Consider the following 22784-nt stretch of genomic DNA (forward strand, 5'->3'; position numbering starts at 1 on the left):
CGTGAAAACTCAGTCTCCGTCCAACAGATTGCCGAGCGAGCCGAGAATTGAACCTTCGCCTTTTCCGGACGGACCTGCATTGGCGACAATGCGTTCGGACAATCGTCGCATCGGCAAACTTTGCAACCACACTCGCCCGTGCCCTCGCAGCGTGGCCAGGAACAATCCTTCGCCACCGAGGAACATGCTTTTCAAATTCCCAGCACGTTCGATGTCGTATTCCATGTGCGGTTCAAACGCGACCAAACATCCTGTGTCAACACGCAGCGTCTCGCCATGCAGTTCACGTTCGATGATCGTTCCACCAGCATGAATAAACGCCAACCCGTCGCCGACGAGCTTTTGCATAATGAAACCTTCACCGCCAAACAAACCGGTTCCAATTTTCTTGTTAAAAGCGATCGTGACCTGAGTGCCGAGTGCAGCACATAGGAAAGCATCTTTTTGGCAAATCAGATCGTTACCCTGAATCGTGGCGAGATCGATGGGAATAATTTTGCCGGGATAGGGTGCCGCAAACGCAACATGACTCTTGCCCGCACCCGTGTGGGTAAAGTGGGTCATGAACAGCGATTCGCCTGTCATGGCTCGCTTGCCGACGCTCATCATTTTGCCAAAGAAACCTTTATCAGGTGACGAGCCGTCTCCCATCTTGGTCTCGAACTGGATGCCTTCTTCCATGTACGTCATCGCGCCGGCTTCGGCGATCACGGTTTCCCCGGGATCTAATTCGACGATCACCATTTGCATATCATTGCCGACGATTTCGTAGTCGACTTCATGGCTACGACGATTGCCGCCACCGCCGCCCCCACCGTAACCCGGTCGCGTCATATTCCGTGCTCCGGCGGCTACCGGAAAAGCATTGACCGGTGCGTCCTCGATCACATCGATCGGCTCGGGCAGCGCAGGAACTTGAAGTACCGCCGCACACGAAGGACATTTGACTCGTTTTCCGGCATAGGTTTCAGGAATCGCCAATTGCTTTCCGCATTGGCAGTGGATATTGATGGTCATGAGAGTACTCTGGCAAAATCGACAAGGAATGTTTTTGCGGCTCGTATTTTGATCGAAGGGCATGGTAGGAAACCATCCGGCTTCGCAGCAATCCGATGATCGAAAACAGCACGTTATTTATAGCGTAAGAAATCACGTTGGGGGGCGCCACTCGGCAGATCACCAGGTATGATCCGTCCCCAAATACTCACGTCGACACGCTCTCCCTCTCTCACCCTCTATGGCGAAACGAAAACCTGAGATCCGGATGCGTACGTTTGGTATCTACACCCAATGGGATGCCGACTCAAAAGATCTTCCGCGATTCTGCAAATCAACCACCTCCGTGCGAGCGGAGGTGGGCGTCGAATTTGGCTTTGTCGTCAACATCAAGAACGCCAAGAACCAATCGTTGCGTTATTGCATCGATCATCCAGGAATCCTGGATGCGGAGGGCAAAAAGAGGCCCCCGTTTGACGGGATTGTGTACGTCAAGCAAAACGACTGGAACTTTTACCTTGGCGATACGATCTGGGAACCGATCGAGGACAAGCTAGGGTTGTGGCAATTGACGATCGAGTTGGATGAGAAGATTGTCGCGGAAAAAACATTCGAACTCTATTGCAAAGATGAGGGACCCGCGGAATACACCCTCGCTCCGCAACCCGAACGGCCATAATTCTGTGGTGAAGATGCGGTCGCAGCGTTGCCAATTGCGTTAGCGCAACGCTGTGAAGCATTTAGAGACGGGAAATTGCGGCATTTGCGTTTTGTAGCTAAGCTCGCCAGAGCGTGGATCCACCGCGAACGCGACGGTAGCTAGTGTCTGTCATCAAACAGAATGATCCCGTGTTTTACGGGGTTATTTAGAAAAAAGCTCCTTGAAGACTGAACCGTTTGACCGGTTCGAGTGTTGAAACAGTTAGGAAAAACCAATTTCATCACAAATCTTCAAGGAGTGGTCGAGATGCGAAAGAGTTATGAACCTCAGATGCGGTTCGCAGCAACCCCCATCGCGCAGTTGCAATTGAATCTGAATTGTCGTGACGAAATTATACCCGTTCTCGCTGCCCTGCGTCATGTCTATCTCGACGGTCCGCTGCGAAGAAGCCTTACCAACTTAATCGCGCAAGATGTCAGTGAGCTCTCGCGCCGCGATACCGGCAGACCCGGTTTCGATGATTGGCAAATTCTCGTGCTGGCAGTGCTCAGAATGAATTGCAATTTCGACTACGACAAAGTCCAAGACCAAGCCGAGAACCATCACAATCTCCGTACGATCCTCGGTGTTGACGATTGGGAGCAAGACCCGAATTTCGACTTTCGCCGTATTCGCAATTCGTGTTGTCTGATCAAGCCTGAGACAATTGAGAAGATCAACCACATCATTGTTCGACACGGACAACAGTTCCATGGCGATGCAGTAGGATCGGCTCGCGCCGACTCGTTCGTGATCGAAACGAATATTCATTACCCAACCGAAAGCAGCTTGATGTACGACGGGATGCGGAAGATCATCCCGCTGGCCCGCACCCTTGCTGACGAAATCAGTCTTCCTCGGTGGCGTCAGTCCGCTCACTTGTTAAAGACGATCAAAAAGCTTCATCGACAAATTAATCAGCTCTCTGCCAGTCGTATCGTCAAAAAGAAGGAGGCGATCGAATCGCTCTACTATAGCCTGATAGCGCGTGTAGACTTGATCCTCCAAAGAGTCAAAACACTGGAAAAGGCAGCGAAAAACGCATTGCCTCTCTCGCTGCACATTCGGCTTGAGGAACTCACGGGTTGGGCCAGTTTGACCCAACAGGTTCGTGATACCGCGCATCGCCGAGTGGTGCTGGGCGAGAGCGTTCCCAACAGCGAGAAGCTGTTCAGCCTTTTCGAAACTCATACGCAACTCTACCAACGTGGCAAAGCAGGCGAGCCGATTCAGTATGGACGACTGGCAATGATCTTTGAGGACGGTGCGGGCTTCATCAGCCATTACTATCTGATGGATCGTGATGAAACCGACGGCAGTGTCGTGGTTGAGCAAACGAAGATCGCCCAGCAGCGTCACCAAGGTAAGCTTGAAGAACTTTCGCTTGATCGTGGCTTTCACAGCGCGGCGAACGTTAAAGCCTTGTTGCCGATCGTTGGCAACGTCAGTTGTCCATCGCGGAACTCTCAAAACTTTGCAACCGAAGTTGCCAACGAGTCAGACGACTCGCGCCGACGTCGACACCGTCACGCAGGAATCGAATCCGCGGTCGGTGCGTTGCAGCGGGGCAACGGATTGAAACGTTGTCGTGACCGCAGTGAAGTTGGTTTCAAACGCTATCTTGGCCTAGCCGTGCTGGGGCGGAACCTGCAGGTGCTTGGCCGGCTATTGATCGCGGCAGAAAACCCCGACGCTGCAGCGGCAAAGACAGTACGTGCAGCGGCCTAATTAGGTCAAAGACACAACGCAGAGTTGATCAACGACACCCTCCTGGCTGAAGGTACGCGCAGTCATCTGAAAACACTGCAAATTCGCCCCTCATCGTGGTGTTGAAGGCGGGTCGCCAACAATCTTCACACTAACGTTTCGCCCTCTCAAGCTGTAAAATTACGCCGCCTCGAGGTTTTATGACAGACACTAGCTACCAAAATCGTATTGCGAATGCTTGCGGAGTTGTCCGAGAATGGCCGCAAATTGATCATCATCGGACCATGCGTCCGGTGTCACTGGCTGTGCGTGGTTGATGTACGGCTGACGGATGTACTGCATCAAGGTCGCGGGCATCTCCGCAGGCGGCAACACATAGTCGGCCAATCCTTCGCTAATGATGCTCGACGGCATCGAATCAAACTCGGCAGTCGTCGGTTGTTGGGCGATAGCCATACCGCCGGCTAGTTTGATATCACGAATTCCCAACGTGCCATGGCTTCCGGTACCTGATAACACGATGCCAATCGAACGTTCGCCTTGATCTTTCGCAAGCGATCGCAAAAAGAAATCGATCGCGATTTCGTGTCTCTGGGGTGTTGGTGGTTCGCTGAGTTGAAGCACACCGTCAACAATGGTCAAAAAGTTATTGGACGGAATCACGTAGACATGGTTCGCCTCAGCGACCATCCCCTGATTTGCCTCGACGACCGGAAGCAAACTGACCTTGGACAGTATCGCGACCATCTGACTTTCGTGCTTTGGATCCAAATGAGGAACCAAAACGAAAGCCATTCCGCAGTCGGCGGGAACCACGCTGAGAAGTTGCTTGAATGCACTTAGACCACCCGCCGAGGCGACGACCCCGACGATCGGAAACCGAGTGATTTTTGCGAGTTTTAACGATTTTGAAAGCAGCTCTGGCGCCATGCTAGTTTCGATCACGCAGCTTCACCCTATCAAGCTAAAGGTAAAAGCCAGTGCGTTCCAAAACTGGGATCGGCTTCCAGCTTGTCATTTGTCGGTTTAACAGGCTGGAATCCTATCCCAGGTTAGTTGGCAGCGCCAGCTCGCAACATGCAGTCGCGCGGTTGGCCGGGTGAAGTGTTCAGCCCCACCGCAAACGGTGATTATATCAAGTAACTCGGGGCCAAAGAACGCCTTCGCTCTGCGAATGGTTGAATCCGCCATGCGGGTCTGTTTCGGGCAATCTCTGCCAGGTCGGCTCTGGTTGATTCCGCCACCTCAGAATCAGATGCTCGTCGATGTTCCCAATGATGTTGCGGTCGAATAATCTTTGAACCAAGGCAAACTGGGATGCCGGAGTCCTTAATCACGGGACTTTTTGCTTTTTTCCGACACTCGCTTCAAGGAAGCTACGAGCTGCCTACATTGAAAACCTCTTTTAAACAGTCCTGTCCCGTATGCGGACGCTCATTGCATGTCCCGATCAGGTTGCTTTGCTGCGAAGTATCGTGCAGTCATTGCTCCGGGGTATTTACCGCCAACGGACTTGAAACTGACGATCGCCATGTTTCCGGCAGACTAAGCGGCAGACGCCGGCCAAATCCTGCACTTCACATAATCAACAATTTACTTCAGAAATGAATGAGGAAACACCATGAGTAGCAAATGTGCCAATGCATTACAGGCGTCGCGTGCGAGAATCATTCTTTTGCCTAAAGCGGAACAATCCGTTCTTCACGACGAAGGCCTCGCTGCAATAGGGCATAGGGTGACGTCGATTGCTCACGAAAGCCGAAATTTTCTGCAACGAATCAAGAGTGCAGCAGAGTTACTCGCAGAGATCGATAAGGACAACACGGAGGCCCTCGATGCAATCAATTGTATTCAGAAGACGAAAATGGGGCTGGAACACCTGCTCGAAGAGGTTCGTCAGTTTTCGGCTCCGATGCACTTGGACATAATTCGGCTGAGCCTGCAAACAGTGTGGCGGGCAGCGTGGTGCGACGTAACGCGATTGAGTACCCGGGAAGCACGTTTGGATGAGTCAGTTGGTGACATTTCTCTGGAATGTGATGTTGATGTCTTTCGGCTAGGTCAGGTGTTTCGCAATCTCTTCGAAAACTCATTGGCAGCATGCGATACCTGTTCACCGTGCATCCATGTGCGCTGCGAAAACGGTGACGGACTCAACCATCGCGGTATCAGAACCGAAACATGGTGGAATCCGCCAAGCTACTTTGGTTGATCGCTCAATGGCGGTGAACTGCTCGATACGCAAATCTAGGTGTATCGCAGTCACGGGTGGAGAGTTGGCCTGGCGATTCTTGCGCAAGACGTAACGAATCGTTTCGGCGAGACGAGAAGGAGAAAGTTATCTGATGCCCAAACCTTGCGAGTTGTCATCGCCAAGCCCAGCAAGCACTTAGCAAATGGTTCGATAGAACGCTTTCGCCGGGGGCATGACAAACAGTACCGTTGCCTAACTACGGAGCATGACGCCACCCGGCCGATCATCCATTGCCGGAAGTCACCAATTGTATCGGGGCGGACTCCAATCAAATGCCAACTGAGAATCGTGTCATGAACGCAACCGAACAAAATGACGTTCCTGTCACTGAACGTGGTAAGGAAGAGAATCTGACGTTCGACGAAAAGGAATCCAGTGCAGTTTTTGTTCTCGCGGGGCTGAGCTACTTGTTAGTGCTCTTGATCGTCATCCTTGCAATCGGTGCGGGTTATCTGGCTCTCGAACTCTACACCTCTCCTGCAAACTGAATCCAACACTTCAATGATCACTGATATTCATGCCGCCTGTCTCGTTGCCGAATTCGTGTCGCTTGAAAAGGTGCAAGTTGCCTTGGAAGTCCTTCGCTTAGACCATTTCGCCTCCGATGCTGTTTCGGTTGCTTGGCGAGGCCATGAGAAAGCGATCAATCCAATCGACGACGCACGGAACAGTGGTCAGGATTCCCGTGACGCGGCCGAAAACAACGTTTTGCTTGGCGGCTCTGTGGCGACCTATCTGTTGACCGCGACTTTGAAAATTCCAGTAACCGTCGTAGGTCCGTTGACGAAGTTGATCGGCGGTGCGATTGCTGGCGGTTTGTTTGGCAAGGCGAGAGACTGGGGAATCCATGAGCAAGCCGCCATGCGATATGACCAACTGATTGCCGATGACGCCGTCCTTGTGATTGTGACCAGCACGCCTTATCGGCTTGATGAAGCGAAGGCCGTTTTGCAAACCTGCGGTCCGTCGAGCCTAGAGGTATTTGAAAGCCATTAACCCCGGGGGGTGTGTCCCTCATTCCTACAAGCTGGCGGATTGATGTATTCCGAATCCGTTGGAAGCCTCAAGAGCCTGGGCGACGTCGATGTCTTCTTTCACGATGGTCTCTACCACCTGTTTCATCTGGTGCTGTCCAGCCATGACTTTGTCGCTCACGCAGTCAGCAACAATTGTTTGGTCTGGCGTCGCGTAATGCCGCCGCGAAGGCAGTAGAGCCGGAGCCGAGTATTACCAAATCGACCTGTTTATGTTGTGTCATAAGTTTCCCCTTCTTCGTTCACTCCTTTACGGTTCCCCGCAGGCCTGGCCAGTCTGAAAACGCGAGGAAATACAGGATCGCTAGATTGACAATGGGCACTACCATCAGCAGGCCGAGCCACGGCGGGTATCCCGCTTTTTTGAAGATGAACCAGAACGGCAAGATGATCAACGCCGCAAAAACCAGCATCATCAGCGGTCCGAATGCCCACATCGATCCACTCGACATCATTTCATCCATGACGACTCTCCTTACTGTTGAAAGACTTAACGTTATTTCTTCATTTGTCCTTGAACACCACATCGACCGTCGCGCCAAAAAGGACCAAGACACTCTACTCCTTTCGCTCAGTAAACGATGACGGAGTCCGTCCGCATCAGCAGTATCGTGGTCCTTTGCGAATTGAATGTACGCCTGCACGTCTCGCGTGGGGTCGACGCCAGCGGCCTCGTCGCTCTTCTCGTCACCGACGATGTAAGAGGCAATGGCCAGGCCGGGAAAACTCAGCGTGAGCGACCCGTTAAGGGAAACCTATTGCATCTGGACTCCTCATGGATCTGCCGTCAATTCGACGGGGTATGTGAATCAACGTACTGGCGGACGAACTGTTCCAGTTCGGGTTGTTCACACTCGAAGCCCATCTCCTTGGCCTTCTGAAGCGTTTGCTCGCCGGTCATACCTTGCTGCTCGACAGCCGTTTGCATCATCACCATCGCCCCGGCCCGCTTGCCACTCTTGCAGTGAGCAAAGACCGGCTTGGGGAGGTCGGCGAACTTCACCCGAAACTGATCGACCAGTTCCGGCCCCATCGACTTCATCGACACCGGGATGTGCCGGTACTCCATCCCTGCGGAATTGACCTTCTCCCCTTCGGCCTGTGGCGAGAGCGGCTGCTCCACCTCGCCATCCGTGCGGAAGTTCACTACTGACTTGAACCCCTGCTGGCCGAGCTTCTGGAGTTCGTCTTCCGAGGGCTGTGGACCGACCGTCACCTGATCGTTGATTTTCATTGCCTGCATTTCACGTTTCCTTTGGATAGAGGTTAATCGTCGCTACCTGTCGTGTGATTCCATATCTCGAAGCGGCACCAATTGTGCCTGTTCGTGCCATGGTGTGTCTCATTAATTTGCTCCCTTAAGTGCCGTGGTCTTGGACGCGATGACCTCGATGAGTTCGTTCCAGGATTTGACGAACGACACTCCGATTCGACGAGTAATACTTCGGAGCCGAGTAGGGCAATGCGAAAGACTGCGGTATTGTCGCGACTGACGCGATCCGTTTGAATCGAGTGGAAAGCCATTCTCGGATGGCGGAAACCACTATGCACCGAATCGCACCTATCGGATCCGCAACTGATTGGCGTTCCAACGTCCCCGCCGGTGAGTGCGACGTGAATCGCGGCGATCAGATCGTTCTTGTGGTTGCCTTTGACGACTAACAACAATCCCTGCGTACGGAATCTGATGCGCACCTTATGTCGCGGTTCGTTTGTTTGCCGCTGAGGATATCTCATTCACGTCGCTTTTCGACATTACGGAACGCTTTGTCGAAGCGGCACGACACTTGCATAATCTTCAAAGAATCACTTTACGAAAGCTTTCTACCAAAAAGCAATCTGCCGTTGCCGCATCTACTTACGTGCGGCGTCAATTTTTTACTCGAGGAATTCTGAATGAACGCAAAAACTAGAGTTAATTCAAAGACATGGTTCAGTGTCAGCGCAATCCTGCTGGCCACTTCACTCGTCGCCGTTTGGTCTGTGCAGTCCAGTGCTCTTGCCCAAGAAACTCAGAAGAAGCAACAACAGGAAGGATCCAGTTCAAAAGGCTCGGGCACCAAGGGAAAGAACAGTGAAATGTCGATGAGTTGCCCCATGATGACTGGTTTAAAAGGCATCAAGTTGCACGCCGACGCACCGCCATTGCTGATGGCGCGAATCGAAGAACTAAATCTGACAGAATCGCAACAAACACAATTGGCTGCCATTGGAATGGAAGCTCGTGAAAAGGCGCAACAAATCCTTACGAACGAGCAACGCGAACAAATTGGCGATTCAACCGAGCCGATGTCGATGATGGAAGTCGCCATGATGCGGGTGAAAATAATGGACGAAGATTCGTCTAAAAAAATGTGCCCGATGTGCATGAAGATGATGAAGGAGAAAATGGACGGCAAGATGGATGATATGAAGGGTAAAATGAAAGAGAAGATGAAAAAGAAAATGACTGAATCGGACAGTGGGGACAAATCCTCGGATAGGTAATACGGTCTTTGATGGATCAGGTGCAATCCGCCGTTAATTGTCAAAATGCGTGAACATTCTTTTGTTTGCTCCTGAGTCGACTTGTTCATCGTTACCACCGGATACGTATTCCTCGCGAGAGCGACGTGCGTTAGCCCTATAGCCAACGACGCTAGTAGTCCTCGGATGGTTTGGGCCGTGCGGGTTAGCATCGTTGCTGTTTGGGTTACTCGTGATTGGCGAGTTCAACTTACCTCACGCCGACAAGATCCTGACCGTATCCGTGCTTACTGTTGTCATGAGCATCGTTGCTCACGGAATCTCGGCCTTGCCCGGAGCGGCATGGTATGCCCTTAGGTTTTGCTCAGCTTAGAATCAGGGGTAGTACGTTTAACGACTCAGCGCCAATGAGTCGCTTTCAGTCTGTCGTTCATGAACCAACTGGTTGAATCCGCCAGTCGATAACCAGCGGACACTCGATGTTGGACGTACGGCAGCAACACAACAATGGCGACTGTGCGATCACGCAACTCAACAGCGTCACGTCCATCAAGACCGCACTGGCCAACGATTCGGACTTCGGTTTGGGTGGCTCAATCTTTACGCAGGACATCGAGCGCGGCAAGCGAATCGCAAGCCTCATCGACACAGGCATGGTGTTTGTGAACCACCCAACATGGACTGCAGCGTTCCTGCCGTTCGGCGGAATCAAGAAATCCGGTTACGGACGCGAGCTTTCAGGCTTGGGGATTCAGGAATTTGTTAACAAGAAGCTGGTACGTGTCACGCCGATCGACGCGCCCGAATTCGGATCGGTGTGAGTGGTCAATAAGGACCGGTGGCAGCCTGCCGCCTCCAGCACGAGAGAACCGCAGCGGCAAAATGTCGCCGGTAACAACAACCATCCGATCCAAACAAGATTTCATCAAGGCATTAAACAAGTGTCACAACTTACCAACAGAATCGCAGTTATTACCGGTGCTCTGACCATTCTATTTCTGACATTCGGTGGCAACTACGTCGTTGCTCAGAACGCGAACGTAGATTCCAACCAGAAACCTCAAGCGGGAAAAGAAATGCCATATCCGAAAGTCATCATCTTCGATGTCAATGAAACGTTACTCGATATGACTCCGCTCAAGAAATCTGTCGGCAAAGCACTCGGCGGGCGGGAAGAGCTTTTACCCCTTTGGTTCTCAACGATGCTGCACTATTCATTGGTGGAGACACTGAGTGGCGAATATCACAGCTTTGGAGAAATCGGCACCGCGGCGCTGATGATGGTGGCTGAAACAAAAGGCACTGAACTCAGTTACGAAGAGGCGAAAGAAGCGATCGTGACGCCACTCCGATCGTTGCCTCCGCATCCGGATGTTGTTGCGGGACTGAAGGCACTCAAGGCCGATGGTTTTCGGATCGTCAGTCTGACCAATTCATCCGCCATCGGAGTCGAGACTCAATTCAAAAGCGCCGGTCTCACTGACCTGTTCGAGAAACGCTACAGCGTGGACAGCGTCAAAAAGTTTAAGCCGCACCCGGACACCTATCGCATGGTGCTAAAGGACCTTGGTGTCCAACCGGGCGAAGCCCTGATGGTCGCGGCGCACGCATGGGACCTGGCCGGAGCAAAAAACGTCGGGCTGCAGACAGCCTTTGTGAAGCGTACGGGCAAGGCGCTGTACCCGAACGTTGCCAGGCCGGACTACGTCGTGGATGACTTGACTCAACTTGTAGAAATTCTGCGGAACGTTCAGTTAAAGAAACAGAATGCCCCGTGATTTGAGCGTTCGATAAACCCGAAACCTGTGGAGAAAATGGATGGATGTTACTACTGATCGTTCGACAGTCTCAAAAAAAACACTGGAATTTGCCTGTTGATGCTCCGTTTGAGTGCCGGCCTCGTCTTTGTCATGTGGACGGTGGACACCCACACGAATCACAACAGCCGTGTAACACGGCAACCGCTTCCGAAAGTTTCTGCGATTTACGCTATGACACTAAACCCTCTTTTTTACTGGAGATAACAATGGACGTTCAATCTTTTCGCAATCGTCAACAGACAATTAAACTTGATGGAATCATCGACGACGAGCTCACCGTCGCCTATACCGACGTCGGCGAAGGTGAGCCTTTACTGCTACTGCATGGCATTCCCACGTGGTCGTATCTCTTTCACGAGATCATCGGCCCACTCTCGGAGGATTTTCGAGTCATCGCGCCGGACATGATCGGCTACGGATACTCCGATCGTCGTGACCGCTTTGATCGGTCCATCGAAATGCAAGCTGATGTCGTCGAACGCTTTCTTGCAGAGCTTGACATCCCTAGCGCTCACTTTATCGCCCATGACATCGGCGGCGGCGTGGCAATGATCGTTGCCGACCGCTCGCCGGAACTCGTCCGTTCGATGGTGCTTTCTAACAGCGTCGCCTACGACAGTTGGCCCGTCGATGCGATGCTCGCTTTGGGGCATCCTCGCAACGCGAAGATGAAGCCCGCGGAAATGAAGCAACTGCTTGAGAAGAGTTTTGAGTTCGGTTTGTCCCGACCCGAAAGACTGACGGATGAGTTCCGAGAAGGAATCATGAAACCTTATCTGGAACCCGAAGGGGTCGTCAGCATGGTGCGTAATTCGGCCAGCTTGAACACCAATCACACGACGCCGTTGACAGCACGGCTGAATCAGATATCGCAACCGACACTGTTGCTGTGGGGCGTCGATGATCGTTGGCAACCCGTCTCAACCGCCGAACGGTTGGTCGAAGACATGCCCAACGCAGAACTGCACGCGATCAAGAATTGTTCTCATTGGGTGCCGCAGGACGCGCCCGAAGAATACGGGAATGCGATCCTCGAATTCTTGAACACATTGACAAATGCCGATTGCAATACGCAAACGGTTGGAACAGCTTGAATGAATGTCAATTTCAGATCGCTGGCACGATGGCTCGGAGTCATCGTGCCAGCGTCAAACGTCCAAGCAAGGCGCTGTATCCGAACGTCGCTAGACCACAACATGTCGTCAACAATATTTTTGAACTCATGGAGAATGTAACAATGGCCAATCAAACGCAAACACGACCAAGTGACAATCCAACTTTATCCCAATCGCTCGACGATAGGGCTGCAGCCAACGCGGAAAAATCTTCGGACGAGGTTAACAAAGCATACGCCGCAGGCATCGAGGCGGCCCGGGCAACCGGCATCGCGAAGTCTGCGAAACAGGTCGGTGATGCCGCAATCGACGCCCAGCTATCGGGCTGGGATGGCGAGAGTGTCAAACTAAGCGGACTTTGGCAAGACGGGCCGATCGTGCTGATGTGGTACCGGGGAGGCTGGTGTCCCTACTGCAACCTTCAGCTTCGTGCCATGCAGCAGAGCATGGACAAGATCAAAAGCGCCGGGGCAAAACTGGTCGTATTGACTCCAGAGTTGCCCGAGAAGGCCAAAGAAACGGCGGATGCGAATGACTTGGACATGGTCGCGCTGCATGACAAGAACAACATGGTCGCGCGAAAGTACGGCATCGTCTTTCAATTGGCGGAACAAATCATTCCTGCGTATCGCGACAAGATAAAATTGGCCGAATTCAATGGTAACGACGCAATGGAGCTGCCTCTTGCGGCGACGTACGTCATCGACAAATCCGGCAAAATTACTTACGCCTTTCTCGATGCGGACTACAAGAAACGAGCCGAACCAGCGGATGTTGTCGAAGCTGTTAGAGCCGCCGCAAAATAGTTTTCGCGTCAAACTACCAGCCCTGCGACTTTTGATACCAACGGCAAGTGCCGGAACACATACTTGAGCGGCTTTCCTGATTCGTCGTAAACCTGTCGAAGCACGTCTTGCAACCGACCACAGTCGGGACACGCGTAGTCGCCATACTCCACAACGGCGACTTGCGCATTAGGATCACCGATGATGTGATCGTCGGGATGCTTTATCGCTTGTGGGAGTTGGCCATTCATGTTCAAGTCATCCCTGTCGCAGTGCAGTCAGGCGTTCACCAATTCATCATGGCAGAGTCCACCATCACCTAAGAATCGAGTTGCGGATGCGGATGGATTCAGCGGAATCGATCGTTGTGGATCGTTTCAATTAACATGCGTGCTGGGACGCAGGCCGGGTTGAGTCGGTCACGCCGACATCGAAAAATCACTGAGAATTCGCATTGTTGGGCAAGTCGAAGTTGTCGTGTATCGAGGCTTCACCGAAATTTGCGTGGCGGAATTAGCCACTCCTGTCATAAGTGGGCAAAAATATGTGAAGGCAAAAACTAAGGTCGTAGAAATACAGGTTCGTCGTGAATAACGGATTTTCCCTTCCACGCGTTGTAGAATCTTTTTGCCCAGCAAAATTTTTGGCTAAATTCCGTCACCAAACATCTGGTGCAAAGCAAGCAATGGTGGAATCCGCCATCTCGGTATCAGCGCACACTCGATGGGGCGAACCACTTACTAGGAATACAATTAGACATTAGGAAAGCGACCACAATGAAACCAATAAGCTAACGGAGACGATCGTCATGACAGTCAATTTGCATGCGGAAGCTAATGGCAAGCTTTTAATTCTGAAGCTTAGCGGCAAGCTCAAGAAGGAAGACTACGCGCACTTCACACCCGAGGTAGAGCAAGCCGTCAAAAAGCATGGCAAGATTCGTATGCTTGTAGAAATGCATGACTTCCATGGATGGACTCTCGGAGCTGTATGGGAGGATATCAAATTCGACGTCCATCACTATTCCCACATCGAACGACTCGCTTTTGTTGGAGACAAGAAGTGGGAGGCGGGGATGGCCACATTTTGCAAGCCGTTCACCGCCGCGACGGTGCGATACTTTGATGAGACCAAATCGGATGCGGCATCGTTGTGGATTCACGAAGGCGTCGTGTCAGCGAGTCAGACGACGTGTTGATGATTGCAAAGACGTTGCACCGTGCTACGTGCGTCGAGTCAACTCAGCTTAAACAAGGAGTGATGAAATGAAGATATTTGGTGCGCTATTGCTGTTGATGGTCTTGGTTGGAGGCTTTGGCTTCTATCGAGGTTGGTTTTCGATGTCAACCCAAAGTGGCGATGTTGAGAATAGCAAGGTCAATGTCAACTTGACGGTGGACCCAAACAAAATGGAAGCGGATGCAGATGCCGTGAAAGATAAGGTCCACGAACTGACGGGCGAAGCCAAAGCCAAGACGGAAGAACTTGATCAGCAATCGACAGAGACGTTGAATACGGAGTGATGACTAGAGACCACTACGATGGCGAGAAGGCGATTTGCTTTTGCCAGTATGAGACAAGATACGTTGATTCTTTAGGAGATGAAAATGTTAGGCACAATCTTACTCGTGATTTTGATTTTAGTGCTTCTGGGAGCAGTGCCCACATGGCCGCACAGTCGAGGTTGGGGCTACGGCCCGAGCGGCGTTTTGGGATTGGTCGTCGTCATCCTGCTAGTACTACTACTAATGGGACGTCTGCCGTTTTGATGGTCACTCCAAAAAGTCATTGGCTGAACCGGACCAAGCTGCGGAAGTTAGCCTGCTGATGGACTGGCGTGAACAACTCGGTGGTATTGAGTGCTTGGCGGCAGTACACGATGGCAAGTGCGTCACCATGAGAGTACTCAATGTGAACTTCAATGATTCAGATGAAACCCAGTCTAAGGAACCCCCATGCTCATCAAGCTAACCAGTGACAAATCGGTCACCGACGCCGCTGCCGCTTTGCAGCTCGCTGTTACCGCCAATCATTTTGGAGTCATGCAAGTCCACAATCTGCAAGAAACGATGCAGAAAAAGGGCGTGGAATTCAGTCACGAGTGTTTGATTTTTGAGGTCTGCCAGCCGCAACAAGCTAAGAAAGTACTCGATGCCAATATGAGCGTTTGCACTGCTTTACCCTGTCGCATCTCGATCTACGAAGAAGGCGGCAAAACGACATTGGCAACGCTCAAACCAACCACACTGCTGGCAATGTTCGACTCCCCCAAATTGAAAGATGTTGCGCAGGAAGTGGAAGACACGTTGGTTCAGATCATGAAGGATGCAGCGACAGGGTAGTGTCGCCTACGACAGTTGGCCCGTTGATGAAATGCTCGCTTTGGGCCATCCTCGCAATGCGAAGATGAAGCCCGAGGAGATGAAGGAGCTATTGGAAAAGGCTTTTGAATTCGGTTTGTCACGCCCTGAAAGACTGACAGACGAGTTTCGTGAAGGAATCATGGCGCCTTATCTGGAGCCGGAAGGAATTGTCAGCATGGTGCGCAATGCGGCCAGCCTGAATACCAACCACACCACCCCGTTGACCGGCCGATTGAGCCGGATGTCACAACCGACTCTGATGCTGTGGGGCGTAGACGATCGTTGGCAACCAGTTTCGACCGCCGAACGATTGGTCAAGGACATGCCCAATGCAAAATTGCACGCGATAAAAAACTGTTCGCATTGGGTGCCACAGGACGCTCCCGAGGAATTCACAACCGCAATCCTCGACTTTTTGAACCAGTTCAAGCAAGGCGATTCGTGAAATTCGAGAGTGCGCTGAAGACGCTGATACGCGGGACGGACAATCGTGTTTTTCACCGGTTAATGCGGCGAATCGGCGACACACACACGCTCAGGTCGCTTCGGGGCGAGCCATTGGCAAGATTGTGTGAAGGACGACTCGTAAGCAATGTCGAACCTTCATGCCAGCGGGACAGGCTCACGGTCTGTCTCACATTTACTTCGGAAAGAGATCCAATGGATAAAGAAAATGAGCATCGCCGTCATCAAGCCACATGAGATTGCCGAACTGATCAAGAAGGGGCTTCGGTAGCAAGCTATGCCTCAAGATCCTTCGCGCGATTTCAACTCGTCAACCGATCAACCTGAAGCGCCGATCGAGAAAATCCTTGGGCCATTTCAGCGATTCCTTCGGGCGCAGGCCACGAGTGGGATTCTGCTGCTTGGCGTCACGGTCGTCGCCCTTGTTTGGGCCAACTCGCCATGGGCGGAAAGTTACCACGATCTGTGGCATCTCAAGTTCGAGATCAGCCTGGCAGGATTCTCTCTTTCGGAATCGCTTCATTGGTGGATTAACGACGCGTTGATGGCCGCATTCTTTTTTCTGGTCGGTTTGGAAATCAAACGCGAGATACTTGTGGGCGAGTTGTCGTCTCGCGACAAAGCGGCCTTGCCCCTTGCCGCGGCGATCGGTGGGATGATCGTCCCTGCGATCCTGTTCTCCATTTTCAATTTTGGGGGAGACGGACAAAGCGGCTGGGGTGTGCCGATGGCCACCGATATCGCTTTCGCGATTGGTGTGCTTGCTCTGCTGGGGGATCGCGTTGCTTTGTCCGCGAAGGTGTTTCTTACGGCGCTCGCCATCGTTGACGACATCGGCGCCTCGATGGTCATTGCGTTGTTTTACACCGATGACTTGTCGTGGTGGAGCTTGGTTTTTGCTGCCTGCTTTTTCCTTGCCATGCTGATCGCGAATCGAGCGGGTATTCGTAGCCCGCTCGTGTTCTTTCTGCTTGGATTGGGGGTGTGGTTTGGTTTCCTTCAATCGGGTGTGCATCCCACGCTATCGGGCATCATTGGCGCCATGGCAATTCCAGCCAGAGTGCGGATTAACGCCGCGCAATTCTTGCCGCAAAGTCGCGGCTCAATCGAGGTATTCGAGCAGGCCGAACCGCCGGAAGAAAACGTTTCTCCCAACTCACTGCAACGCGACGCTCTGCATTCTTTAGAGACGGCGGTTCATCAAGCGGAGACACCGCTTCAACGCCTGGAACACATCATGCATCCCTGGGTGCTGTTCGTGATCATGCCACTGTTTGCACTTGCCAATGCGGGAGTCAGCTTTAGTGGCGACCTCGCGTCCGCATTGATAGATCCCGTCGCGTTGGGCATTATTGTCGGGCTAGTGCTGGGGAAGCCGATCGGGATTGTCGGCTTTTCCTGGTTGGCAGTCCGGGTGGGTGTGGCGACTCTTCCAAGTGGCGTTTCATGGCGATGGATCACGGGTCTGGCTTGTCTGGCTGGCATTGGTTTTACGATGTCGCTTTTTATCGCCGGACTTGCGTTTGCTGATGAGGCCCAGCTGACGACAGCAAAGCTGGCAATCCTGTCTGCCTCGGTGGTTGCTGGAGCCGGCGGGTGGCTCATGCTTCGTCAGCTTAAAAGGTCCGCCGAAGATCGGCTGACGCGACCGTAATATGGATCTGAGGTTTTCACCAGTTTTGAAAATCATCAAAAGAAATCTCTGCCAGGAATACTGGCGTAGTGGAATCCGCCATCCTGCTTTGGTCAATCGCTCAATGGGTGTGGATAGTTCGCGATGTAAAACTGTCTGTATCGCCAGTACGCCAACGCGAGATCGCGTTGTCCGCGTCCAGGTGCAACGAGTCCAGGTACAGCGAGTCCAGGTAGTTTGATCGGCGGGTCGATTCAAGACACAGCCACCTCAATCGAAATCACGTCTCAAGCTGCACCACGCTTGAACAATCCATCAGAAAAAGTTTCGCGATGAGCACAATCACCAAAAAACAGGCAAGCAAGCGCACCAAGCATCTCCTACACAAAATGGATGCCTATTGGCGAGCAGCAAATTATCTGTCGGTTGGGCAGATTTACTTGTATGACAACCCGTTGCTCAAGGAGCCCCTGCAACGATCTCATGTCAAGCCGACGCTGCTGGGCCATTGGGGGACCACGCCCGGACAGAACTTTATTTATGTTCATTTGAATCGGGTAATTCAACAGTTCGATTTGAACATGATCTATATCTCCGGACCGGGACATGGCGGCCCCGCGATCGTGGGCAATACGTATCTGGAAGGAACTTACAGCGAAGTCTACCCGGAGATCACGCAGGACGAGGCTGGCATCAAGAAACTGTTCAAACAGTTCTCGTTTCCCGGCGGCATCCCCAGCCACGTCTCTCCCGAATGTCCAGGCTCGATCCACGAAGGTGGCGAACTCGGCTATTCGCTCAGTCATGCGTTCGGAGCGGTATTTGACAATCCGGATCTGATCGCGGCATGTGTCATCGGCGATGGTGAGGCAGAGACGGGACCTTTGGCAACGGCATGGCACTCGAACAAGTTTTTGAATCCGATCACCGATGGAGCCGTACTGCCCATCCTGCATCTGAATGGCTACAAGATCGCGAACCCGACAGTCTTTGCACGTATCACTCGCAAGGAACTAAAGCAGTTTCTGAAGGGATGCGGGTGGAAACCCTATTTTGTCGAAGGGGATGAACCCGAAGCGATGCACAAGCGGATGGCCGCTGTCATGGATGAAGTAGTTGATGAGATTCGAGAGGTGCAATCCAATGCACGCGAGAATGGCAAGGCATCGCGACCACGCTGGCCAATGATAGTGCTCAATTCGCCCAAGGGCTGGACGGGACCGAAATTCGTCGACGGCCAACAGATCGAAGGGACATTCCGGTCCCATCAAGTGCCGCTGCAAATCGACGACGATCACCCTGGACACCTTGAACTGCTCGAAGAATGGTTGACAAGCTATCGGCCAGAAGAACTGTTCGATGAGCACGGGCGACTGATTGAAGAGCTGGCTGAATTGGCTCCGGTCGGTAAGCGGCGGATGGGAGCGAATCCCCATGCCAATGGTGGTCTGCTGCTGAAGAACCTGGTCATGCCGGACTTCAGGAATTACGCGGTCGATGTCCCGGATCCCGGTGCGGCCCAAGCGGCGGATACCCATGTTCTGGGCGAGTTCTTTCGCGACATCGCCAAGCTGAATAAACAGCAACGTAACTTTCGTATTTTTGGGCCTGATGAAACACTCTCCAATCGTCTCAGCGCCGTCTTTGAAGTGACGGATCGGCAATGGGAAGCTCGCACACAAGACAATGACGAGTTTCTTGCCAGTGATGGTCAGGTCATGGAAATGCTCAGCGAGCATCAGTGCGAAGGTTGGTTGGAAGGTTATTTGCTTACCGGAAGGCACGGGCTTTTCAATTGCTACGAAGCCTTCATTCACATCGTCGATTCGATGTTCAACCAACATGCCAAGTGGCTGAAAGTCACGGCCGGTATTCCATGGCGCAAAAAGATCGCGTCGCTGAACTATCTACTTGCATCGCACGTCTGGCAACAGGCGCACAACGGTTTCACACATCAAGACCCGGGCTTCATCGACCACGTCGCAAACAAAAAGGCGTCGATCGTTCGCGTCTATTTGCCGCCTGACGCGAATTGCTTGTTGTCGGTTTGGGATCACTGCCTGCGCAGCCGGGACTATGTGAATGTCGTCATCGCCGGCAAGTATAAGGCCCCGCAGTGGCTAACGATGGACGAAGCAATTGAGCATTGTACGGCGGGCATCGGCAAGTGGCAGTGGGCGAGCAACGATGGCGATGCCGAACCTGACGCTGTCTTGGCCTGCTGCGGTGACGTGCCGACACTTGAGACCCTGGCTGCGGTTTCTATCCTGCGCGAACATTTACCGGAACTCAAAGTGCGCGTGGTAAATGTCGTCGACCTGATGAAGTTGCAACCGGCATCGGAACATCCGCACGGGCTGAGCGATGAAGAGTTCGATGCCCTATTCACTCGCGACAAGCCGATCATCTTCGCGTTTCACGGCTATCCGTCGCTGGTTCATCAGCTGACCTATCGTCGAAACAATCACCACAATTTGCATGTACGTGGCTATAAGGAAGAAGGGACGATCACGACGACGTTCGATATGACGGTGTTGAATGATCTCGATCGTTTTCATTTGGTGATGGATACCATCGACCGCGTGCCTCAGACCGGCGACAAGGGTGCTCAGTTGAAACAGCAACTCATGGACAAACTGAAGGAACACTCGGCTTACATCCGCGAGGAGGGTCTGGACATGCCCGAGATTCTCAACTGGAAGTGGGAGCCGACCCGTGAATAGATTCAGTCAACTGTGGCGCAATTTGCGGTCGAGATTCTGGTTTATGCCTTCGATGATTGTCGTGGCCAGCATCGCGCTCGCGGCAGTTTTGATTGAGGCAGACGCCGCCGTGAGCGACCGATGGCTGTCGCAGTGGCCGCGACTGTTTGGGGCCGGTGCGGAAGGCGCTCGAGGAATGATGTCCACCATTGCTGGCTCCATGATGACCGTGGTGGGCGTGACATTCTCGATGGTCTTGATGGTACTGGCGATGGCTTCGAGCCAATACACCTCACGCATCATGCGAAATTTCATTCGTAGCCGTGTCACTCAGGTCGTCCTGGGGATTTTCTCAGGAATTTTCACCTATTGCCTGATTGTATTGCGCACAATTCGCAGCGGCGATGAGGGTGCATTTGTTCCCAATTTGGCGGTCTCCTTCGGTTTCGTTCTCGCACTCGGTGGTGTCGGAGCTCTGATCTTCTTCATTCATCACATCGCCTCTTCGATCCAGGCTTCCAGCATCATTGCTTTGGTCGCAGAGGAAACGATCGCTGCTGTCGACCGACTGTTTCCAGGCAGCGTCGGACAAGTCGTGGACAACGAAGATGACGAGCGACCAGCCCGACCGCCATCCGAGTGGAACTGGCAACCGGTCAAGGCCAGTGAGAGTGGCTATATCCAAAGTGTGGATAACGACGAGCTCGTTCAGCTCGCACGGGACAAGAACACGATCGTTTGGATGAATCACGGAATTGGCGAGTTTGTTGTCGAGAACACCACTTTGGCCTCACTTGCTCTGGAAGATCCTCCGGATCAAGCAACGATCGAGGTCCTCCAGGCGATATTCAGCATTAGCCGCCACCGTACGGTGGATCAGGATGCGGCCTTCGGGATCAGGCAGATCGTCGATATAGCGCTGAAAGCACTCTCTCCCAGCATCAACGACACGACGACCGCCATCATGTGCGTCGATTATTTAACGGCGATTCTGGCCCGCTTAGTGCAACGACAAATTCCCTCATCGCGTCGATACGAGGATGGGGAACTACGAGTGCTTGCAAAAGGCCCGACCTTTAAAAGCTTGCTGGCCGAATCGTTCGACCAAATTCGAAGCAACGCCAACGGCGACGTCGCCATCATGTCGCGGATGCTCGGTGCCCTTGAAACCCTTGCCAGTTTGACGGCCAGCCCAAGCCGTCGCCGCGATATTGGAGAGCAAGTGCAATGGATTGCCGAGTTGGCCGAGCGTTCCGTCGAGTCCGCGCATGACCGCACGAGGATCGACACACGGCTGGCACGTGTGCGCGAAGCACTCGAAGGCGAGCCTGCTTCATGCACAGGTGAGGGGCGTGACTACAAGTGCGATGAGAACACGTCAGTCGTGCGTAACTGAATTTGAAAAACTCAATAGAAAAAGGAATTCCCATGCTCAAACACAAACTGCTTTTGCCCGAAGGGATACTCATTCTCGAACCGTCATCTCCACTCGAAGCGGACGAGTTTGAGGCTGTGCCCCACGAAATTGATCCCTTTCTTGCGGAGCATGACGCCCTCGCTGGCGTAATGGTCTTCGCCAAGGCCCTTCCGGGCGGGATAAACCTCGAGGCCGCCTTTGCTCACTTGCAGCTTATCGAGAGCTATCACCAAAAAATCAAGAAACTGGCAGTGGTCAGCAACAATGTTTTGCTGGCCGAGTTGCCAAGGATCGTGTCTCAGCTTGTGCATCCAAACGTCAGGCATTTTTGCGAATCCGAGTACGAAGACGCACTGAATTGGCTCAGGAGCAGCGGCGTCTCAGCAGCCAAGAAATCCATTCGCGCCGAACCGGTGGGAGGCCAGCAATGACTTTGCGACTATTTTTGATGCGGCATGGCGAGACGGAGTGGTCGCTTACCGGGCAACACAGCGGTCGCGCCGATATTCCGCTGACGAAAAATGGCGAAGAGCAAGCACGCGAACTCGGCCAGCGGATTCGGCTGTTCACTTTTGAACATGTGCTGACGAGCCCGCTGCAACGCGCGCGACGAACATGCGAGTTGGCGGGTTTGTCGAACGAAGCGAAAGTTGACGCAGACTTGATCGAGTGGGACAACGGTGATTACGAGAGCCGAACTGGTGATGAGATTTTGGCTACGCGACCTAGATGGAATCTCTTTCGAGACGGCTGCCCCAACGGTGAAATGCCAGAACAAATCTCTGCGCGGGCTGATCGACTGATTCACAGACTGATCGAGTTGGATGGCGATGTCGCTCTTTTTTCGCACAGTCATCTAGGTCGTGTGCTCGCCGCGCGTTGGATCGGGCTGTCGGTCGAACACGCCCAGCCGTTTTTGCTTGATACCGCGTCACTGAGCATTCTCTGCTACGAACACGACCGCACCGATCAGCCTGCCATCGCGTTGTGGAACTCCGCCTCGCTCGAACGATTCGGTGATTCATCTGTTGGCGGAAATGGCAGCGCGGCTGCGGTATATGAGAACGCGATTGAGCGCTGGGACAATGAAGGTGGAGAAACTCCTGCCGCTTCGTAACATGCGGAAAAGGGAATCTCGTGAAATAGCTGATTGCCTTCGACTTCACGAATCAGAGGCAGATCAAAACGATCCTCAGCAAATTGATTCCCGGGTTTGCAGTGAACCTTGCTGCCACGACCTCGATTGATGTTACTAAACTCGGCATCGATACCCGGCTCTCTTCGGCACGATCTCCGAAGGGGTTCGAAAGTAGTGCGACGCACTTAA

General features: G+C 52.8%; 26 protein-coding genes. 21 read left to right on the plus strand and 5 right to left on the minus strand.

Features of this window, described 5'->3' with window-relative positions; genetic code table 11:
- Positions 1–9 precede the first annotated feature (9 nt).
- Complete coding sequence (locus SH528x_RS09920; protein ID WP_442510367.1) at positions 10–1017, minus strand: TIGR00266 family protein; 1008 nt, start codon at positions 1015–1017, stop codon at positions 10–12.
- Between the two features lie 220 nt (positions 1018–1237).
- Here SH528x_RS09920 and SH528x_RS09925 point away from each other — a divergent pair, with 220 nt between their 5' ends.
- Together SH528x_RS09925 and SH528x_RS09930 are read left to right on the plus strand one after the other, a co-directional pair.
- A complete protein-coding gene (locus SH528x_RS09925; protein ID WP_442510368.1) occupies positions 1238–1675 on the plus strand; it encodes a DUF3859 domain-containing protein in 438 nt (145 codons plus the stop codon).
- Between the two features lie 231 nt (positions 1676–1906).
- A complete protein-coding gene (locus SH528x_RS09930; protein ID WP_442507952.1) occupies positions 1907–3424 on the plus strand; it encodes an ISNCY family transposase in 1518 nt (505 codons plus the stop codon).
- Positions 3425–3613: 189 nt separating this feature from the next.
- On the opposite strand, the gene SH528x_RS09935 is transcribed toward SH528x_RS09930, so the two are convergent.
- Complete coding sequence (locus SH528x_RS09935) at positions 3614–4333, minus strand: chemotaxis protein CheB (protein ID WP_442510369.1); 720 nt, start codon at positions 4331–4333, stop codon at positions 3614–3616.
- Between the two features lie 691 nt (positions 4334–5024).
- Between SH528x_RS09935 and SH528x_RS09940 the strand changes: the two genes are divergently transcribed.
- From SH528x_RS09940 to SH528x_RS09955, 4 genes are all read left to right on the plus strand, one after another.
- Positions 5025–5615: a hypothetical protein gene (locus tag SH528x_RS09940; protein ID WP_442510370.1), complete on the plus strand. Its 591-nt coding sequence runs from the start codon at positions 5025–5027 to the stop codon at positions 5613–5615.
- A 335-nt stretch (positions 5616–5950) separates the two neighbouring features.
- Complete coding sequence (locus SH528x_RS09945; protein WP_442510371.1) at positions 5951–6145, plus strand: hypothetical protein; 195 nt, start codon at positions 5951–5953, stop codon at positions 6143–6145.
- A gap of 13 nt (positions 6146–6158) precedes the next feature.
- Positions 6159–6653, plus strand: coding sequence for a hypothetical protein (locus SH528x_RS09950; protein ID WP_442510372.1), 495 nt, complete (start codon positions 6159–6161; stop codon positions 6651–6653).
- A 42-nt stretch (positions 6654–6695) separates the two neighbouring features.
- A complete protein-coding gene (locus tag SH528x_RS09955; RefSeq protein WP_442510373.1) occupies positions 6696–6869 on the plus strand; it encodes a hypothetical protein in 174 nt (57 codons plus the stop codon).
- 64 nt (positions 6870–6933) lie between these two features.
- Here the strand turns inward: SH528x_RS09955 and SH528x_RS09960 are convergent, their stop codons facing one another.
- Both SH528x_RS09960 and SH528x_RS09965 read right to left on the minus strand, forming a co-directional pair.
- A complete protein-coding gene (locus SH528x_RS09960; RefSeq protein ID WP_442510375.1) occupies positions 6934–7155 on the minus strand; it encodes a hypothetical protein in 222 nt (73 codons plus the stop codon).
- Between the two features lie 323 nt (positions 7156–7478).
- Positions 7479–7934 (minus strand): beta-lactamase hydrolase domain-containing protein, encoded by a 456-nt coding sequence (locus tag SH528x_RS09965; RefSeq protein WP_442510376.1) that lies wholly within the window; start codon positions 7932–7934, stop codon positions 7479–7481.
- A 653-nt stretch (positions 7935–8587) separates the two neighbouring features.
- Between SH528x_RS09965 and SH528x_RS09970 the strand changes: the two genes are divergently transcribed.
- From SH528x_RS09970 to SH528x_RS09990, 5 genes are all read left to right on the plus strand, one after another.
- Positions 8588–9178: a hypothetical protein gene (locus SH528x_RS09970; RefSeq protein ID WP_442510377.1), complete on the plus strand. Its 591-nt coding sequence runs from the start codon at positions 8588–8590 to the stop codon at positions 9176–9178.
- A gap of 458 nt (positions 9179–9636) precedes the next feature.
- Positions 9637–9978 carry an aldehyde dehydrogenase family protein gene (locus SH528x_RS09975; RefSeq protein ID WP_442510378.1) on the plus strand — a complete coding sequence of 114 codons (342 nt, stop codon included), beginning with the start codon at positions 9637–9639 and terminating at the stop codon, positions 9976–9978.
- 255 nt (positions 9979–10233) lie between these two features.
- On the plus strand, positions 10234–10935 hold the full coding sequence (locus tag SH528x_RS09980) for a haloacid dehalogenase type II (protein WP_442512106.1): 702 nt from the start codon (positions 10234–10236) through the stop codon (positions 10933–10935).
- Between the two features lie 248 nt (positions 10936–11183).
- Complete coding sequence (locus SH528x_RS09985) at positions 11184–12071, plus strand: alpha/beta fold hydrolase (protein WP_442510379.1); 888 nt, start codon at positions 11184–11186, stop codon at positions 12069–12071.
- A 143-nt stretch (positions 12072–12214) separates the two neighbouring features.
- On the plus strand, positions 12215–12898 hold the full coding sequence (locus SH528x_RS09990) for a peroxiredoxin-like family protein (RefSeq protein WP_442510381.1): 684 nt from the start codon (positions 12215–12217) through the stop codon (positions 12896–12898).
- A gap of 8 nt (positions 12899–12906) precedes the next feature.
- Here the strand turns inward: SH528x_RS09990 and SH528x_RS09995 are convergent, their stop codons facing one another.
- Positions 12907–13128 (minus strand): thioredoxin domain-containing protein, encoded by a 222-nt coding sequence (locus SH528x_RS09995; protein WP_442510382.1) that lies wholly within the window; start codon positions 13126–13128, stop codon positions 12907–12909.
- 557 nt (positions 13129–13685) lie between these two features.
- Here SH528x_RS09995 and SH528x_RS10000 point away from each other — a divergent pair.
- The 10 genes from SH528x_RS10000 (at position 13686) to SH528x_RS10045 (ending at position 22574) form a co-directional block, all read left to right on the plus strand.
- Positions 13686–14075 carry an STAS/SEC14 domain-containing protein gene (locus SH528x_RS10000; protein WP_442510383.1) on the plus strand — a complete coding sequence of 130 codons (390 nt, stop codon included), beginning with the start codon at positions 13686–13688 and terminating at the stop codon, positions 14073–14075.
- 67 nt (positions 14076–14142) lie between these two features.
- Entirely contained in the window at positions 14143–14400 is a 258-nt protein-coding gene (locus SH528x_RS10005; RefSeq protein WP_442510384.1) for a hypothetical protein, read from the plus strand.
- 84 nt (positions 14401–14484) lie between these two features.
- Positions 14485–14646 carry a DUF3309 family protein gene (locus SH528x_RS10010; protein WP_442510385.1) on the plus strand — a complete coding sequence of 54 codons (162 nt, stop codon included), beginning with the start codon at positions 14485–14487 and terminating at the stop codon, positions 14644–14646.
- Between the two features lie 186 nt (positions 14647–14832).
- Positions 14833–15219 carry a DUF302 domain-containing protein gene (locus SH528x_RS10015; RefSeq protein WP_442510386.1) on the plus strand — a complete coding sequence of 129 codons (387 nt, stop codon included), beginning with the start codon at positions 14833–14835 and terminating at the stop codon, positions 15217–15219.
- Entirely contained in the window at positions 15203–15685 is a 483-nt protein-coding gene (locus SH528x_RS10020) for an alpha/beta fold hydrolase (protein WP_442510387.1), read from the plus strand. The genes SH528x_RS10015 and SH528x_RS10020 overlap by 17 nt, the downstream gene beginning before the upstream one ends.
- A gap of 297 nt (positions 15686–15982) precedes the next feature.
- Positions 15983–17359: a Na+/H+ antiporter NhaA gene (gene nhaA / locus SH528x_RS10025; protein WP_442510388.1), complete on the plus strand. Its 1377-nt coding sequence runs from the start codon at positions 15983–15985 to the stop codon at positions 17357–17359.
- A 311-nt stretch (positions 17360–17670) separates the two neighbouring features.
- Entirely contained in the window at positions 17671–20061 is a 2391-nt protein-coding gene (locus SH528x_RS10030; RefSeq protein ID WP_442510389.1) for a phosphoketolase family protein, read from the plus strand.
- Positions 20054–21436, plus strand: coding sequence for a DUF2254 domain-containing protein (locus SH528x_RS10035; protein ID WP_442510390.1), 1383 nt, complete (start codon positions 20054–20056; stop codon positions 21434–21436). Before SH528x_RS10030 ends, SH528x_RS10035 begins: the two co-directional genes overlap by 8 nt.
- Before the next feature lie 32 nt (positions 21437–21468).
- The gene (locus SH528x_RS10040) at positions 21469–21888 is read left to right on the plus strand and encodes an STAS/SEC14 domain-containing protein (RefSeq protein ID WP_442510391.1); all 420 of its coding nucleotides are present in this window, start codon (positions 21469–21471) and stop codon (positions 21886–21888) included.
- A complete protein-coding gene (locus SH528x_RS10045; RefSeq protein WP_442510392.1) occupies positions 21885–22574 on the plus strand; it encodes a histidine phosphatase family protein in 690 nt (229 codons plus the stop codon). Before SH528x_RS10040 ends, SH528x_RS10045 begins: the two co-directional genes overlap by 4 nt.
- Positions 22575–22784 lie beyond the last annotated feature (210 nt).

It is taken from the genome of Novipirellula methanifontis (assembly GCF_052161655.1).
Classification (GTDB): domain Bacteria; phylum Planctomycetota; class Planctomycetia; order Pirellulales; family Pirellulaceae; genus Novipirellula.

Coding starts and splice junctions, on each gene's coding strand:
- SH528x_RS09920 (WP_442510367.1), bottom strand. CDS start 1,017: ATGACCATCAATATCCACTGCCAATGCGGAAAGCAATTGGCGATTCCT.
- SH528x_RS09925 (WP_442510368.1), top strand. CDS start 1,238: ATGGCGAAACGAAAACCTGAGATCCGGATGCGTACGTTTGGTATCTAC.
- SH528x_RS09935 (WP_442510369.1), bottom strand. CDS start 4,333: ATGGCGCCAGAGCTGCTTTCAAAATCGTTAAAACTCGCAAAAATCACT.
- SH528x_RS09940 (WP_442510370.1), top strand. CDS start 5,025: ATGAGTAGCAAATGTGCCAATGCATTACAGGCGTCGCGTGCGAGAATC.
- SH528x_RS09945 (WP_442510371.1), top strand. CDS start 5,951: ATGAACGCAACCGAACAAAATGACGTTCCTGTCACTGAACGTGGTAAG.
- SH528x_RS09950 (WP_442510372.1), top strand. CDS start 6,159: ATGATCACTGATATTCATGCCGCCTGTCTCGTTGCCGAATTCGTGTCG.
- SH528x_RS09955 (WP_442510373.1), top strand. CDS start 6,696: ATGTATTCCGAATCCGTTGGAAGCCTCAAGAGCCTGGGCGACGTCGAT.
- SH528x_RS09960 (WP_442510375.1), bottom strand. CDS start 7,155: ATGGATGAAATGATGTCGAGTGGATCGATGTGGGCATTCGGACCGCTG.
- SH528x_RS09965 (WP_442510376.1), bottom strand. CDS start 7,934: ATGCAGGCAATGAAAATCAACGATCAGGTGACGGTCGGTCCACAGCCC.
- SH528x_RS09970 (WP_442510377.1), top strand. CDS start 8,588: ATGAACGCAAAAACTAGAGTTAATTCAAAGACATGGTTCAGTGTCAGC.
- SH528x_RS09975 (WP_442510378.1), top strand. CDS start 9,637: ATGTTGGACGTACGGCAGCAACACAACAATGGCGACTGTGCGATCACG.
- SH528x_RS09980 (WP_442512106.1), top strand. CDS start 10,234: ATGCCATATCCGAAAGTCATCATCTTCGATGTCAATGAAACGTTACTC.
- SH528x_RS09985 (WP_442510379.1), top strand. CDS start 11,184: ATGGACGTTCAATCTTTTCGCAATCGTCAACAGACAATTAAACTTGAT.
- SH528x_RS09990 (WP_442510381.1), top strand. CDS start 12,215: ATGGCCAATCAAACGCAAACACGACCAAGTGACAATCCAACTTTATCC.
- SH528x_RS09995 (WP_442510382.1), bottom strand. CDS start 13,128: ATGAATGGCCAACTCCCACAAGCGATAAAGCATCCCGACGATCACATC.
- SH528x_RS10000 (WP_442510383.1), top strand. CDS start 13,686: ATGACAGTCAATTTGCATGCGGAAGCTAATGGCAAGCTTTTAATTCTG.
- SH528x_RS10005 (WP_442510384.1), top strand. CDS start 14,143: ATGAAGATATTTGGTGCGCTATTGCTGTTGATGGTCTTGGTTGGAGGC.
- SH528x_RS10010 (WP_442510385.1), top strand. CDS start 14,485: ATGTTAGGCACAATCTTACTCGTGATTTTGATTTTAGTGCTTCTGGGA.
- SH528x_RS10015 (WP_442510386.1), top strand. CDS start 14,833: ATGCTCATCAAGCTAACCAGTGACAAATCGGTCACCGACGCCGCTGCC.
- SH528x_RS10020 (WP_442510387.1), top strand. CDS start 15,203: ATGCAGCGACAGGGTAGTGTCGCCTACGACAGTTGGCCCGTTGATGAA.
- nhaA (WP_442510388.1), top strand. CDS start 15,983: ATGCCTCAAGATCCTTCGCGCGATTTCAACTCGTCAACCGATCAACCT.
- SH528x_RS10030 (WP_442510389.1), top strand. CDS start 17,671: ATGAGCACAATCACCAAAAAACAGGCAAGCAAGCGCACCAAGCATCTC.
- SH528x_RS10040 (WP_442510391.1), top strand. CDS start 21,469: ATGCTCAAACACAAACTGCTTTTGCCCGAAGGGATACTCATTCTCGAA.
- SH528x_RS10045 (WP_442510392.1), top strand. CDS start 21,885: ATGACTTTGCGACTATTTTTGATGCGGCATGGCGAGACGGAGTGGTCG.